At 65.1% G+C, this 14738-nt stretch carries 10 protein-coding genes; 8 read left to right on the top strand and 2 right to left on the bottom strand.

Features of this window, described 5'->3' with window-relative positions:
- Positions 1-14 precede the first annotated feature (14 nt).
- The 7 genes from thrA to HKW67_RS07600 all read left to right on the top strand — a co-directional run bounded on the left by thrA (position 15) and on the right by HKW67_RS07600 (position 11236).
- The gene (gene thrA / locus HKW67_RS07630; protein WP_171224813.1) at positions 15-2549 is read left to right on the top strand and encodes a bifunctional aspartate kinase/homoserine dehydrogenase I; all 2535 of its coding nucleotides are present in this window, start codon (positions 15-17) and stop codon (positions 2547-2549) included.
- Positions 2546-3928, top strand: coding sequence for a threonine synthase (thrC, locus tag HKW67_RS07625; protein WP_230981150.1), 1383 nt, complete (start codon positions 2546-2548; stop codon positions 3926-3928). The genes thrA and thrC overlap by 4 nt, the downstream gene beginning before the upstream one ends.
- Positions 3925-4680 carry an SDR family NAD(P)-dependent oxidoreductase gene (locus tag HKW67_RS07620; RefSeq protein WP_171224812.1) on the top strand — a complete coding sequence of 252 codons (756 nt, stop codon included), beginning with the start codon at positions 3925-3927 and terminating at the stop codon, positions 4678-4680. The genes thrC and HKW67_RS07620 overlap by 4 nt, the downstream gene beginning before the upstream one ends.
- Positions 4681-4685: 5 nt before the next feature.
- A complete protein-coding gene (locus HKW67_RS07615; protein WP_171224811.1) occupies positions 4686-6338 on the top strand; it encodes a M1 family metallopeptidase in 1653 nt (550 codons plus the stop codon).
- Complete coding sequence (locus tag HKW67_RS07610; protein ID WP_171224810.1) at positions 6335-7150, top strand: helix-turn-helix transcriptional regulator; 816 nt, start codon at positions 6335-6337, stop codon at positions 7148-7150. The genes HKW67_RS07615 and HKW67_RS07610 overlap by 4 nt, the downstream gene beginning before the upstream one ends.
- Positions 7151-7235: 85 nt before the next feature.
- Positions 7236-7823, top strand: a complete 588-nt coding sequence (locus tag HKW67_RS07605; RefSeq protein ID WP_171224809.1) for a hypothetical protein — start codon at positions 7236-7238, stop codon at positions 7821-7823.
- A 98-nt stretch (positions 7824-7921) separates the two neighbouring features.
- Complete coding sequence (locus HKW67_RS07600; RefSeq protein WP_171224808.1) at positions 7922-11236, top strand: S41 family peptidase; 3315 nt, start codon at positions 7922-7924, stop codon at positions 11234-11236.
- Positions 11237-11246: 10 nt separating this feature from the next.
- Here the strand turns inward: HKW67_RS07600 and HKW67_RS07595 are convergent, their stop codons facing one another.
- Both HKW67_RS07595 and HKW67_RS07590 read right to left on the bottom strand, forming a co-directional pair.
- On the bottom strand, positions 11247-12182 hold the full coding sequence (locus HKW67_RS07595; RefSeq protein ID WP_171224807.1) for a phenylalanine 4-monooxygenase: 936 nt from the start codon (positions 12180-12182) through the stop codon (positions 11247-11249).
- Between the two features lie 127 nt (positions 12183-12309).
- Positions 12310-12951, bottom strand: a complete 642-nt coding sequence (locus HKW67_RS07590; RefSeq protein ID WP_171224806.1) for a DsbA family oxidoreductase — start codon at positions 12949-12951, stop codon at positions 12310-12312.
- Between the two features lie 146 nt (positions 12952-13097).
- On the opposite strand from HKW67_RS07590, the gene HKW67_RS07585 reads away from it, so the two are divergent.
- Positions 13098-14711 carry an alkaline phosphatase D family protein gene (locus HKW67_RS07585; RefSeq protein WP_171224805.1) on the top strand — a complete coding sequence of 538 codons (1614 nt, stop codon included), beginning with the start codon at positions 13098-13100 and terminating at the stop codon, positions 14709-14711.
- Positions 14712-14738 lie beyond the last annotated feature (27 nt).

Here is a 14738-nt window from a genome sequence, read left to right as displayed (position 1 = left end):
TTTCCAACTGCAACATGCCGCCACTGCGTACCCGCTCCGTTTCGCGGTCTCCCGCGATCGACGTTTTCAAGTTCGGCGGCGCCTCTTTGGCCGATGCGGCGGCCGTTCGCCACGCGATCGAGCTGATTCTCGAACCGCGTCCGACGCGCGTGGTGACCGTGGTATCGGCGCTGGCAGGCGTCACCGACGCGCTGCTGGCGATCGCTGAGTCGGCGCGCGCCGGTGACATCGATGCCGTCGATGAGCAGGTCACGAAGCTGCAGAAGCGACATGCCGCCGTGGCCGTCGGCATCATTGGCAACGCCAGAGTTCGAACCCGCCTCCTTCGCGAGCTGGACGAGGCCTTCGAGGAGCTGCGCATGCTGGGCCACGGCGTGGCCAGCCTTCGCGAACTCACCCCGCGTACCAGAGACTTTCTGCTGGTGCGCGGAGAGCAGCTTTCGGCGCGACTGGTGGTGGCCGGCCTGCTCGCTCGCGGCGCGAAGGCGGAATACGTGGAGGCGGCCACGCTCATACGCACTGACGGCGTCTTCGGTGGAGCGTTCCCGGATCTGCTGGCCACCGATCGCGAAGTTCGGGCGCAACTGCTCCCCTTGTTGAAAAGGCGTGTTCTGCCGGTTGTGCCCGGATTTGTCGGGGGCACGACGGACGGCGCGCTGGTGACGTTGGGACGTGGTGGCAGTGATCTCACGGCCACGGTGCTGGGACGTTCGCTGCGGGCCCAGCGCATCACGCTCTGGAAAGACGTGCCCGGGCTGATGACGACCGACCCGCGCCTGGTGCCCACGGCGCGCATCGTGCCGCAGCTCAACGTGCGCGAAGCGGCAGAGCTGGCGTACTACGGCGCCAAAGTGCTGCATCCGCGCGCGCTCATCCCGCTGGCGCGCGTGCGCGTGCCGGTGTTCGTGCGACCGTTTGCCGATCCCGCGGCGCCGGGTACCGAGATCTCGGTTCGTCACACGCTCACGCGGTATCCCGTGAAAGCGCTCTCGATCGTGCGCAGTCAGTCACTGGTCACGGTGACCGGCAATGGCATGCTCGGCGTTCCGGGTATCGCCGCCCGCACGTTCGCAGCGCTCCAGCAGGCCGGCATTTCCGTGACGCTGATTTCGCAGGCGTCATCGGAGCACTCGATCTGCTTGTGCGTGCCGGCCGAACGTGGCGCCGAGGCGCGCGTAGCGCTCGAGAAGGCGTTTGCGCTCGAACTTTCGCGGCGTGAACTCGAAGGAATGGACGTACAGCGCGGCATGGCCACCCTGGCGGTCGTTGGACTCGGCATGGCCGGATCGCCGGGCATTGCCTCGCGGATGTTCACTTCGCTGTCCACCGCCGGCGTGAACATCGTGGCGATTGCGCAAGGCTCGAGTGAGCTGAACATCTCGGTGGTGATTGCCGAACCCGATGCGGAAGTGGCCGCGCAGGCCGTGCACGACGAATTTCAGCTCGACAAGATCGGCGGCGGCGGACTGCGCGAAGAAGATCGTCTGGACGTGGTGCTGATGGGAGTGGGACTGATCGGGCGGGAGCTGCTGCGGATGCTGCCACGTGTGCGGCGCCGTGTGAAGCCCACGATCGTGGGTCTCATCGATCGCAGCGGTTTCGTGTTCGAACCCGATGGACTCACGGCACGACAGCTGGCCAGCTACGCGAAGGCCAAGGAATCTGGTGGCAGCTTGGCGACGATGAGCGGTGGGCACAAAGGCACGGCGGCCGAGGCGGTGGCCTATATCGGCACTCACGCGCTGGCGCGTCCGGTACTGGTCGACGTCACAGCGCACGAAACGTTGCCGGCTATTCGCGCGGCGATTCTGGCCAACATGGATATCGTGATGGCCAACAAGCGGCCGCTGTCCGCGCCCCGGGCCGAGGTGGAGTCGCTGCGGGCGCTGGCCGCGAAGCACGGCTCTCGACTGTTGCACGAAACCACGGTGGGCGCTGGTCTGCCCGTTATGGACAGCTACGCGAAGCTCGTGGAAACGGGTGACAAGGTGCTGCGCATCGAAGGGTGCACCTCGGGGACGTTGGGCTTTCTGCTCACCGAGATCGGCAAAGGCCGCCCGTTCAGCGAATCGCTGCGTGATGCGATGTCGCGCGGGTTCACCGAACCTGATCCGCGCGATGATCTGTCGGGCATGGACGTGGCACGCAAGGCGCTCATTCTGGCGCGTATGATGGGCTTCGGCGGCGATTTGAAGGACGTCACCGTGGAATCCCTCGTGCCAGTCGCGTACCGCAGCATGCCGTTGCCGAAGTTCCTGGCCACGCTCGCGCAGCAGGACGCGGCATGGGCCGAGCGTTTCGCGGCGGCGACCAAACAGGGGCGCGTGTTGCGGTACGTGCTGAACGCGTCACCACGGAAGGTGGAAGTGGGGCTGCGCGCTGTGCCGCTCACGCATCCACTGGCGGGGCTGCGTGGCACCGACAATCAGATCGTGTTCACCACCATGCGATATCGTGAGCATCCGCTGGTGATCACCGGCCCGGGCGCTGGTCCGGCCGTCACCGCCGCCGGTGTGCTCAATGATATTCTTCAGCTGACGCCATCATGACCACGCCGATGTCTCACCCGTTACCGGCCGATGCGGTCTTTCTGCCCGCCGGTGTGACCGGCCTGCCGGTCGGCGCGCAACACAGCGTGCAGCGATGCGCGTCGTGCGGGCAGCTACTCTCTCCGCTGGATGCCGCGCCCGATTGTCCGAGCTGCGGCGGGTTGCTCGAAATCATTCACCGCGCGCCCGTGGATGAATTCGATGCGCCATTGTCCGCCAACGCCATCAAGCACAGCTTCGCGCAGCACTGCTGTGCGCTGCCGATGGGTCATGCGTCGGGCGTGTGGCGCTTCGAGTCGATCGTGATGCCCGGTGCCGGCGATGCGATCGTGAGTCATCCAGAGGGCAACACGCCGCTGCTTTCGCGCGCGGCAATTTCGCGGTACACGGGCTGCGACGGATTGCTGATCAAGCACGAAGGGCACAATCCCACCGGCTCGTTCAAGGATCGCGGGATGACGGTAGGCACCACGCAAGCGGTGCGTATCGGTGCGAGTGCCGTGGCCTGTGCCAGCACGGGTAACACGTCGGCGGCATTGGCATCGTACGCCGCGCAGGCCGGTATTCCCGGTCTGGTGTTCGTGCCCGCCGGCAAGATCGCGCTCGGCAAGCTGGCGCAGACGTTGTCGTACGGCGCGCGCACGCTGTTGGTGAAGGGCGACTTCGACGAATGCTTGCGGCTTGTGCAGCAGGCGTCGCGTGAACTGGGCATCTATCTGCTCAACTCGATCAATCCGTGGCGCGTGGAAGGGCAGAAGACCATCGTATTCGAACTGCTGCAGCAGCTGGGCTGGCACGCGCCCGACTTCATCGTGCTGCCGGCCGGCAATCTGGGGAATACCGCCGCGTTCGGAAAGGCGTTGCGCGAGGCGCACGCGTTGGGGTTGATCGCGAAGATGCCGCGCCTCGTGAGTGTGCAGGCGGCCGGTGCGGCGCCGTTCGCGCGCGCATTCCGCGAAGACTTTGCCACGCGCTACACGGTGCAGGCGGAAACAATTGCGACCGCGATTCGCATCGGCGATCCGGCCTCGTGGGATCGCGCAGTGCGCGCCATTCGTGAAACCAACGGCCTCGTGATTTCGGCGACCGACGACGAGATCATCGATGCCAAAGTCACCATCGACGCCGCCGGCGTCGGCTGCGAGCCGGCGAGCGCGGCCAGTGTGGCCGGCGTGCGGCAACTCGTGCGCGACGGTATCATCGGAGCCGGTGACACCGTGGTGGCGGTGCTGACCGGACACGTACTCAAGGACCCCGGCATGCTCGTGGAATTGCATCAGCGTGAGGACTACCCGCGCGCCAACCGCCCCGTCGAGATCGATGCCACGGTGAGTGCGGTGGAAGCGGTGCTGCGTGAGACGCGCGGGAGCGCGCTGTGACGCCGGCCAGCATGCATGCGATGGCGTCGCCGCGACGCACCCTGATCACCGGCGCCGCGCGGCCACTCGGTGTGGAGTTGGTGCGGCAGTGTCTCATTCGCGGCGACAAGGTCTACGCGGCGGCACGCAATCCGGCGCGGGTGCCGGTGCTGGCGGATCTGCGCGCCGAATACGGCGGACTGGAGCTGATCGCCCTCGATCCTGCCGATCCGTCGTTGGTGGCCGATGCGGTGCCGGTGCTCGAGAGCCTCACCGATTCGCTCGACCAGCTGATCATTGCGCCGGCCGAGCCGGGGCAGCACGAGAAGCTGGCCGACAGTGAGCGCGATGAAGCATTGTCGACGTTGTCGGGCACTGGGCTCACCGAGCATTACCGACGGCATGCGGTGGCGCCGCTGCTGCTGGTGCGCACGCTGTTGCCGTTTCTGGCCAATCGCGACGGTGCACGTGTACTGGTCGTGAGCAGCTGGCTCGGTTCCCTCGCCGGCAAGACGCAGGGCGGGGACTACGCCACCTGTGCAAGCGGCGCCGCGTTGCACATGCACATGCGCGCCGTGGCGCACGACTTGAGTGAGGAGCGCATCGTGCTCATGCTGGGCAACCCCGGGCATTTCGCTACCACTCCCGATGGCCCCGCGTTCCGCGTCCCGATCGACGAGGCGGCCATCGGGCTGCTGAGTCAGATGGAACGGTTGCCGCGCGAGAAGACCGGGAGCTTTCTGGATTGGACGGGGGCGGAGCGGGCGTGGTAGCCCAAATGCCGCGTGCCTTTCGCGTCCTCGCCGCCGCGAGCGTGCTGCCAGTGGTGCTGAGCTCCGCCCTCGCCGCGCAGGCATCGCCCAGTCGCACGGGTGCGCGTCGGGCCGGACTCGACGTGGTGCACTACGAGTTTCGCGTCGACTTTCCGGCGCGCGCGTGGCCTGACACGATCCGGTTCGAGGCGACGACCACGGCGACGCGCCGCGATGCGATGTCGCTCTCGCTCGATCTGGCGGCCGCGATGCACGTGGACTCCACGTATGTGAACGGTGCACGCGTGGCGTTCACGCGACCCGGCGATAGCGTGCGCGTTGCGTTGCCGAAGGGCAGCAACGATACGGTCCGCGTGGCGGTGTACTACCGAGGCCTGCCGACTGATGGGCTGATTGTGCGACGCGACTCGCTGCTTGGATGGACCGCGTTCGGCGACAACTTCCCCGACCGCGCTCGGCAGTGGCTCGCCACGGTCGATCACCCGTCGGACAAGGCGCTGGTGGATTGGATTGTGCGCGCGCCGCGAACGCATCGCGTGATCGCCAACGGCGAGCTGGTGGAGGAGACGCCGGAGGCCGGTCTTGCCGGCGCGCCGCTGGTGCGCACCCATTGGCGTACCGTGCGGCCGATCTACACTGGTCTGATGGTCATCGGCGTGTCGCCATTCGCCGTGCTCGAGTTGGGCGAGACCGCGTGCAATCTCGCCGAGCGGCCTGGCTGCGTGCGCCAATCGGTGTGGACGAGCCCCGACCGTCGTGCCGCGATGCCAGGAAATTTCGCGCGCGCGGGCGACATCGTGGCGTTCTTTTCGACGCTCGTCGGACCGTTCCCGTACGAGAAGTTGGCGCACGTGGCCTCGTCCACGCGCTTCGGCGGTATGGAGAACGCCGGCGCCATCTTTTACGACCAGCGGTTGTTCGTGCCGGGCGCGATCAGTGAGTCGCTGATTGCGCACGAAACCGCTCACCAGTGGTTTGGTGATGCGGTGACTGAGCGTGAATGGCCACATGTGTGGCTCTCGGAGGGCTTTGCCACCTACTTCGCTGCGCTCTGGACGGAGCACGCGCATGGCGACAGCGCCTTCCTGGCGGAGATGCACGATATTCGCGCGAAGATGCTGAAGTCGCCGATCACCGTCGAGAAGGCCGTGATCGATACGACGCTCGACGATCTGACGCGCGTGCTGAACACCAACGTGTACGAGAAGGCCGGCTTTACGCTGCACATGTTGCGACGTGAGATCGGAGACTCGGCGTTCTTTCGCGGGATCCGCGCGTACTATGCGGCGCATCGCCACGGGAACGCGCTGACGGCCGACTTGCAGCAGGCGTTCGAGCGCTCGTCGTCACGCCAGCTCGATTGGTTCTTCGACCAGTGGATGCGCCGTCCCGGGTACGTCGACGCGGACGCATCGTGGTCGTGGAACCAGAAAACCCTTCAGCTCACTGTCACCGTTCGGCAGGGGACGCGCTTCGCGCCCTACCGGCTGTCGCTCGCCGTGGATGTCACGACCGCAAGCGGGACCATGAAGCGCGTGCGGGTGACGGTGCCAGCGCAGCGCTTGGCGACGATGACGGTGCCGCTCACGCTGGCGGCAAAGCCACGCGCGGTGTTGTTCGACGGGGACGTTTCGTTGCTGGGCGTGCTGCGCCAATGACGAAGCCGCTCCGCTACGTCGAAATGCCCGCGGCACCGGCACTCTCCGGGATTGTTGCGACGTATTGGGGCTTCACTATTCGGGAGCTGCCACATCCTGGCTTCACGCATCACGTCTGGCCGGATGGCTGCGCCACGTTGGCGATTTGCAGCGTGCCCCACGGCGCATCGGTGGCGGCGCTCGTCGGGGCGTCGGTCACTGCGTCGAGCGTTGCGGTGCACCCGGGGGAGCAATACTGGGGTATACGGTTTCGACCCGAAGCCGGTGGTGTGTGCTGTGGGCGCAGCGCGCAGTCCTTGCGTGATCAACGACTCGATGCACATGAGCTGTTTGGTACCGCGTTGACGCCGCTGATCTCGGCGCTCGCCCGATTTCGCGACGCCGACGACGCGAGCGAGGTCGCTACGATCTTTGATCGCTGGTCGCTCGACACGATCGGTGTCGACCGGCCAATTGACGCGCTCGTTCAACGCGCCGTGGACGCCATCGTCGCCGAGGACGGCACTGGCCCGATTACCGATATGGCCGAGGGGCTTGGCGTCACCGTGCGCCAGCTCCAACGTCGCTTTCGCGCCGCTACCGGATTGACACCCAAGGAGTACGCCAGCGTTCGGCGCGGGCGCGCTGCGTTGAAACGGCTGGTCGTAGCCGAGGACCGAGGCCTGCAGCCGGGTCTCGCCCAGGTGGCGTTCGACTCCGGTTACGCCGACCAAGCGCATCTGACCCGTGAGGTCGGTCGCCTCACGACGTTGACGCCCACCATGCTGGCCGAGCGACTGGACGACATCGCGCACGATCACCTCGTGGACTGACGCTGTCGCATTCGTTCAAGACCGGTGGACGCGCTGGACATAGGTTGATGCTGCACCGTTCGATCATTCCATCCGGAGCGCGTTGATGACCCTGTCTCTGTCCACTGCACGACCAGTCGTTCGCTCAGCCGTTGCCGTCCTCACTTTTTGTTTCTCGTTGCTCGCGGCGTTCCCGCTGACCGTGCGTGCGCAGGCGCCGTCGACGGCTGGCGCCGATACTGCTCGGGCGAGGCTTGCCCCGCTCACGTGGCTGGTCGGGGAGTGGAGCGGCCCCGCGACGGTCACGTCGGGTGGGCGGACGTTCACGCTCACGCAACGGGAAACGGTTGAAGCTGCCGCGAATGGCACCGTGCTGATGATTCGGGGCAGCGGGAGTATGAAAGACGCCTCGGCGGTGGAACGCGAAGTGTTCCAGGCGGCCGGCATGCTGACGTATGACGTGGGCACGGGGCGTTTCACCTGGGTGTCCAGCGGAGGGAGCGGCTACCTCGGCATCACAGAGGCCTCGGTCAGCGGAACGTCCTTTGTGTGGAGGCTGGCAGACCGTGGAAATGTCCGGTCGAGATTCACCATCACCAAGACGCCGGAAGGGGCGTGGTATGAACTGGGGGAGGAGTCTACAGACGGCGTCGTGTGGACGCGTACGATCGAGATGCGGCTGACCAAGCGCTGAGTGCACAGCACGTGGCGAGCCGCGGTCGCTCTGGCGCACCTGGAAGTCCGGCCGCACGTTTGGGTGGACTACGCGTTCGCCCCTCAACTCCGCCCCTCATGCGTCTCGCCTGCCGCCTGCTGCTTGGGTCCGTGTCCGCCGCGGCCCTCCTCGCCCCGACGCTCCTGCGGGCCCAAGCCCCCGAGCCGGTCAAGTTTGCGCGATACGCGCACGTGGCCAACGATGGGACGATTGCCTTCACCTATCAGGACGACATCTGGCTGGCCGATGCCGACGGGGCCAATCCTCGCCGGCTGACGGCACACGTCGCGCGCGACTTCATGCCGCGCTTTTCGCCCGACGGACGCTGGATCGCGTTTACCAGCAACCGCTTGGGCAACAACGATGTGTACGTGGTGCCGGTGAGCGGTGGAGAGCCGAGGCAGCTGACGTGGCATTCCGGCGACGACCAGGCGCTGTACTGGACACCCGACGGACGCGAGATCGTGTTCACCAGCGCCCGCGGTGAGCATCCGTTCGGATCGCCGCTATACCGCGTGACGCTCGATGGGTCGATACCGCGCGCGATGTCGATGGATTTCGGTCGCTCCGGCATGATCAAGCAGGATGCCACCAAGATTGCGTTCAACCGCACCCTCCCCAGCTACTGGCGCAAGGGCTATCGCGGGAACAGCAACGCCGACATCGCCGTGCAGGATCTCAAGAGCGGCGAGATCACCGAGCTCACTGATACCGACGTCAAGTCCTACCAGTCGGCCGTGCACGATGTGCATCCGATGTGGGGCGCTGACGGCATGATCTACTTCGCGTCGGAGCGCGATGGGACCTTCAATATCTGGCGCGTGCCTCCCACGGGGGGCGCGCCGCAGCAGGTCACGAAGCACAAGGAAGACGGGGTGCAGTTTCCGGCGATCTCACCGGACGGTCGTCATCTGATCTACGAAAACGACTTCGAGCTGTGGACCCTCGACGTGCCCAGCGGTGCGCCGAAAAAGCTGGCCCTTCGGATGGCCTTCGATCCGAAGGAGAATGACGTCGACATGATGTCCACCACCAACCGTGCCGACGGATTCTCGCCGTCCCCCAACGGTGACTACCTCGCGGTGGACTTTCACGGCGAGATCATGATCGTGCCCACTGAGTCCGGCGTGGGTGAACGCACGCAGGTGACAAGTTCTCCGTGGCGTGAGCGGTCGCAGGTCTACAGCCCGGATGGGCGGCGCCTTGCCTACATCTCCGATGAGTCGGGCGACGAGGAGATCTGGATCTATGATCTCGCGACGGCACAGCGACGCAAGGTCACCACGCAGGCATCGATCAAGGCCGATCTGACCTGGGCGCCGAACTCGCAGAAGCTCGCCTACACGGGCGCCAATCGCTTGTGGGAAGTGGATGCCGCCGGCGGTGGGCCGCGCGAGTTGGCATTCAATCAGGCCGGCGGATTCACCATCGGGTCGTGGGCCGGCGATGGCAACGCGCTCAGCTACATCAAGCGCGATGACGATCAGAATGCGGATGTGTTCGTATTCGATCTCCGCACGAAGAAGGAAGTGAACGTGACGCGCAATCCGTTCGCCGACGGAAACGGTATGCTCACGCCTGATGGCCGACATGTGGTGTTCACCTCGTCGCGAGAGGGCGGAGTCTCGCAACTGTTCGTGGTCTCGTTGGCCCGACTGACCGAGGATCCCAATGATCCGCTGGTGCGCGAGCGTCAGCGTCGTGCAGCGGGCGCCGGCGCCGGCGCCAGTGCGCGCGCCGACCGCGGTGACTCAGCCGCCACGTCGACGGCGGGTGCTGCCGCGGCTCCCATGCGTATCGACGAAGCGGGCATCGAGCGTCGGGCCATGCAGCTCACGCGCGGCGCGCTTCCCGTCGGCGCGTTCTTCCTGTCGCGTGACGGCCGGACGATCATGTTCACCGTGGGCGGTGGTGGTGGCGGACCGGGAGGCGGAGGGCAGAATGCCGCCGCGACCGACGCCGACAACCCGAACGTCGGACTGTTCAGCATTGCGATCGATGGGCTCAACCGGCGGCGTATTGCCGGAGGGACGTATCCCGGAATGACACCGACCGCCGATCGCCGCGCGATCTACTTCCGTCGAGCGTCTCGCTCGGGTGACGGCGACGCGGCCGGCGGCGCGGCCTCCGGCACGGAGATCGCCAAGCTGGTCATCGCCACGCCGCAGCGCGCCGAGCCGGTCGCGTTCAGCTTCGGAGTGCGGGTCGATCGCCGCGCCGAATGGAATCAGCTGTTCGAAGAGTCATGGCGCGTGATGAAGTACCGCTTCTACGACGAGAAGATGCACGGGAAGGATTGGGATGCCGTCAAGTCGCGCTACAAGCCACTCCTGCGTTACGTGGGCACGAACGAGGATGTGTACGATCTGGCCAATGAGATGATCGGTGAGCTGAACGCGTCGCACACGGGTGTAAGCGGACCGCCGACACGCGCGATGCCACGTGTCTACAGCACGCGATTCCTGGGCCTCGAGCTGGAGCCGACCGATGCGGGCCGATATCGCATCGGACACATCTACCGTGACGGGCCGGCCGACAAGGAGTGGCTCGGGTTGTCCACCGGAGACTATATCCTGTCGATCGACGGGCAGGATGTGAAGTCGGGCGACAACTACTGGAAGACGCTCAGCGCGACGGTGAACGAGTACATCCCCGTGAAGGTCGCCAAGTCCCCCAGCGGTGAAGGCGCGCGCACCGTTCGCATCGAAAGCGTCACGTCGCTGTCGAACATCAAGTATGAAGAGTGGGTGGCCAACAATCGCGACGTCGTGGAGAAGGACACCAAGGGCGACATCGCGTACGTACACATTCGCTCGATGGATCAGCCGTCACTCGTGCGCTTTCGCAATGAGATCGACCGCTTCTCCAACAAGAAGGGCATCATCGTCGACATTCGCTACAATGGCGGTGGCAATATCGATCAGGAGATCATCGACATTCTCGAACGGCAACCGTATCAGTTCTGGAACCAGCGTACCGGTTCGCGTAGCTGGGGACGTCGGCCACGACAGGCGATTGCAGGTCCAAAGGTCATGATGATCAACGCGCGGTCAGGCTCCGACAGCGAAGTCACACCGATGGCGTTCCGGCAGCTGGGGTTGGGCCGAATCGTCGGCAACCCGACCGCCGCGGCGGTAATCGCGACCGGCAGCTACAACCTGATCAACGGCGGAACGATCAGAACACCTGGATCGCTCGTGATCACCTACGATCCCACCAAGCCGAACAACTACGGCGTGAACCTCGAGAACCTTGGCGTCCCACCCGACGTCTGGGTCAAGAACTCGCCGATGGACGAGGTGAAGAAGTACGATCGTGAACTCAAGACGGCGATCGAAGAGGCGATGCGCATGCTCAGGGAGAGCACGCCGAAGAAGATCACGGGTAACTGAGACGGCGCGACTACCGCGCCAGGCTCGCCTCGAGAAAGCTCTGGGCGTCCGCCTCACTCATCTGCCGGTAGCCCGGCGTGACGTTATCAAGCTTGCCTGCTTTCATCCAGGCTTCGAGTTGACCCACCAACTCATACAAATGGTCGAAGTCGTTCACAATGAACAGCAACGGCTGATAGTGGTCGATTTCGAAGTGTTGGTTGATCACCCACTCCAGCTGGAGCGGGTGACGCTGCGTGGTGTCACTGTCCACGCAGTGCACAATCTCGCCGTACGATGACAGCAGCCCCGAGCCGTACACCTTGATGTCGGTTGGCGACGTGCCGCGCATCAGGCCGAACTCCACCGTGAACCAGAAAAAGCGCTGCAGCGCATTCTGAATGCTGGTGAGTCGCCGCAACTTCTCGGTGCGATCGGGCACCGTGCTGACCAACTCGGCGGCGAGATGAGCACAGGCCCCGAATCGCACCAATGTTTCGGCGAACGCCGGGTCGGTGTGCATCGGCACATGACCGGCAATGTCGTGAAAGATGTCGGGCTCAGGCAGGTAGTCGAGTGACGCGCCATCCCGAATCGTGATCGTGGTGGGAAACTCGCGGCGGCTGAGGCAATCGAAAAAGTTGAACGCCGGCACGAAGCCGCTCACCGCCTTCGCACGGAATCCGGTGCGGGGCGCCATGAACTTGTTGACGTCTTCCAGACGCGGCACCTGCGTTGCGTCGAAGCAGAGGGTATCAAGCCCGTCCAGAAAGCGCGGATTTGCATAGCGCGCCCAACGGTCCTGCATGCGCGCGTACAGCCGGCGCCAGGCGTCGTGATTGTCCGCGGAATACAGCTCGTACGGCTGCGTGATGTACATCTCGCCGTTGGCGACGGCTTGCTCGATGTACGGCGCCTTCGTGGTCGTGAGCCCTTGTCCGGCGACGAGCTGTTGCGGCAGATCCATTCCCTGAACCCCACGTGATAGTTCCCAGCGTCTCAGATCGCGACACCGCGACGCGCAGCATCGCAGTCCAACGTAAGCAGCCCCACGGCGCAATGGACTTCGGTAAAGTACGGAGGAGGTCGCAGCGTCAGGGCGTGCGCTCCGTCCACGCCTGTTCGAGCGCGCCGCGCAAGACTTCATGGCCCTGTGCACCCGAAATGCCGTAGCGTCGGTCCAGCACGAAAAACGGCACGCCGGTCACGCCGATCTCCTGCGCGTCCGCCTCGTCCTCGCGCACGGCGGTGGCGTACTCCTCGCCGCTCAATACTGCCCGCACCGCTTCCGGATCGAGGCCGACGTCGCCGGCGAGCGCCACCAGTGCCTCGATATCGCCCAGCGCGGCGCCCTCACCGAGATACGCGGCAAAGAGACGCTCGCCGAGGACTTCACGTTTACCGAACGTATCGGCAAAGTGCAAAAGGCGGTGGGCGTCGAACGTGTTGCCGACCTTCACGTCGTCGAGCCGGAAGGCGAGGCCTTCGCCCGCGGCGGCCTCGGTCATGCGCGCGTTCATCGCCTGCGCGTCCGCTACCGACATGCCGTACTTGCGCGCCAGCAACTCCGGTTGGGACACATCATGTTGCCGCGGCGCCCGTGGATCGAGTTCGAAGCTACGCCACGTCACGGTGACCGCGTCCCGGTGCGCGAAGCCTGCCAGTGCGGCCTCGAACCGACGCTTTCCCACGTAACACCACGGACAGGCAATATCCGACCAGATTTCGACGAGCATCCGTTACTCCACGGTGATGATATGGTGCTTCTGCAACGCGGGGCAATCTAGTTGGGGGGTGAGCGCCCCTCCTAAGTGCCGTATGGAGTGCACGGAGCGATCTTTCAGGGTACTCATGACCAACCGTACTCATCATCGCCTGGTACATGTCTGAAACGCCTTTGTCCCGCCGCCGGTTCGTACAGGGCACGTTGGCCGCGGGCGCGGCCATGTTTGTTCCCGACACCAGACTGTGGCTTCCGACTGATGGTGCACCGGCGATCGTACCCAGCGCGCGACAGCGGCCAGTCATGGTGAATGGGGTGCAGTCCGGCGACCCGTTATCCGATCGCGCGATACTGTGGTCGCGCACCGATCGCGCAGCGCGACTGCACGTGGAGTGGGACACGAGCGAGCGCTTCACGAATGTGCGGCGCCTGCGCAGTCCCGTGGCGGTCGCCGAGTCGGCGTACACCACGCACCTCGACCTGACCGCCCTTCCGGCTGGTCAGGACATCTGGTACCGGGTGCGGTACGAGAGTGAGCGTGCGCCCCGCGTGTTTAGTGAGCCGATCATTGGACATCTGCGGACGGCGCCACACCCGTCTGCGCGTGGCGGGCACCGAGTGCGTGTGGCGTGGTCGGGAGATATGGTGGGGCAGGGATGGGGCATCGATGAGTCGCGCGGTGGTATTCGTATGTACGACGCGTTGCGCCGCGCCGAGCCCGATGTTTTCGTGCATTCCGGAGACAACATTTACGCCGATCAACCGCTACTGCCCGAAGTACCGCTCGACGACGGCACCATGTGGCGAAACCTCGTGGTCGATGGCAAGCGCAAGGTGGCCGAAACGCTCGAGGAGTATCGCGGCGCCTTCGCGTACAACCTGCTCGATGCGAACGCCCGACAGTTCGGCGCAAGTGTGCCGATGATCGCCCAGTGGGATGATCACGAGGTCGTCGACAACTGGTTTCACGATCTCGTACTCGAGAATGATCCACGCTACACCGAAAAGCGGGTTCGCGTGCTGGCCGAGCGCGCGAAGCAGGCGTTCTTCGAGTTTCTGCCGATACGACGCCATCGCCGCGACGCAGGTCGCGTGTATCGACAGTTCCGATACGGGCCACTGCTGGAGCTGTTTGTCGTGGACCTGCGCAGCTACCGCGGCGCCAACAGCGGGAATAGGCAACGTACCGCGTCCAGCGAGACCGCGATGTTCGGTGCGGAGCAACTGGCGTGGCTGTCGCGCGCCATGCGGGAGAGTCGCGCGGTCTGGAAGGTGGTGGCGTGCGACATGCCGATAGGGCTGATCGTGCCCGATCGCGTACGCAATGGCGAACGCAACTTCGAGGCGATCGCCAACAGCGATGACGGCGTTCCTTCCGGACGCGAACTGGAAGTCGCCCGGCTGCTGCAGCAGTTGCAGCAAGCAAAGGTGCGGAACGTGGTGTGGGTTACGGCCGACGTGCACTACGCGGCTGCGCATCACTACGCGCCGGAGCGCGCCCAGTTCACCCACTTTGATGCGTTCTGGGAGTTCGTGGCTGGCCCCATGCACGCCGGGACGTTTGGGCCGAATGTGCTCGACGCGTCGTTCGGTCCTGAGGTGCGCTTTGCCAGCACGGCGCCGAAGCCGAATCGTCCGCCGAGCGACAACCTGCAGTTCTACGGCACGCTTGACGTCGATGCCTCAACGCACGCGCTGACGGCTGGCCTCTGGGACGTGACCGGCAAACGGTTGTGGCAGGTGGAGTTGCCAGTGGCTGAACCATCGCGATAGTGCGGTCGAACGCCGTCTTCCCGCTGC

Origin of the sequence: Gemmatimonas groenlandica (assembly GCF_013004105.1) — a bacterium.
In the GTDB taxonomy this organism is placed as follows: Bacteria; Gemmatimonadota; Gemmatimonadetes; order Gemmatimonadales; family Gemmatimonadaceae; genus Gemmatimonas; species Gemmatimonas groenlandica.
Note: the sequence above shows the minus strand (reverse complement) of the source record. Positions and strands in the feature narration are given on the sequence as shown.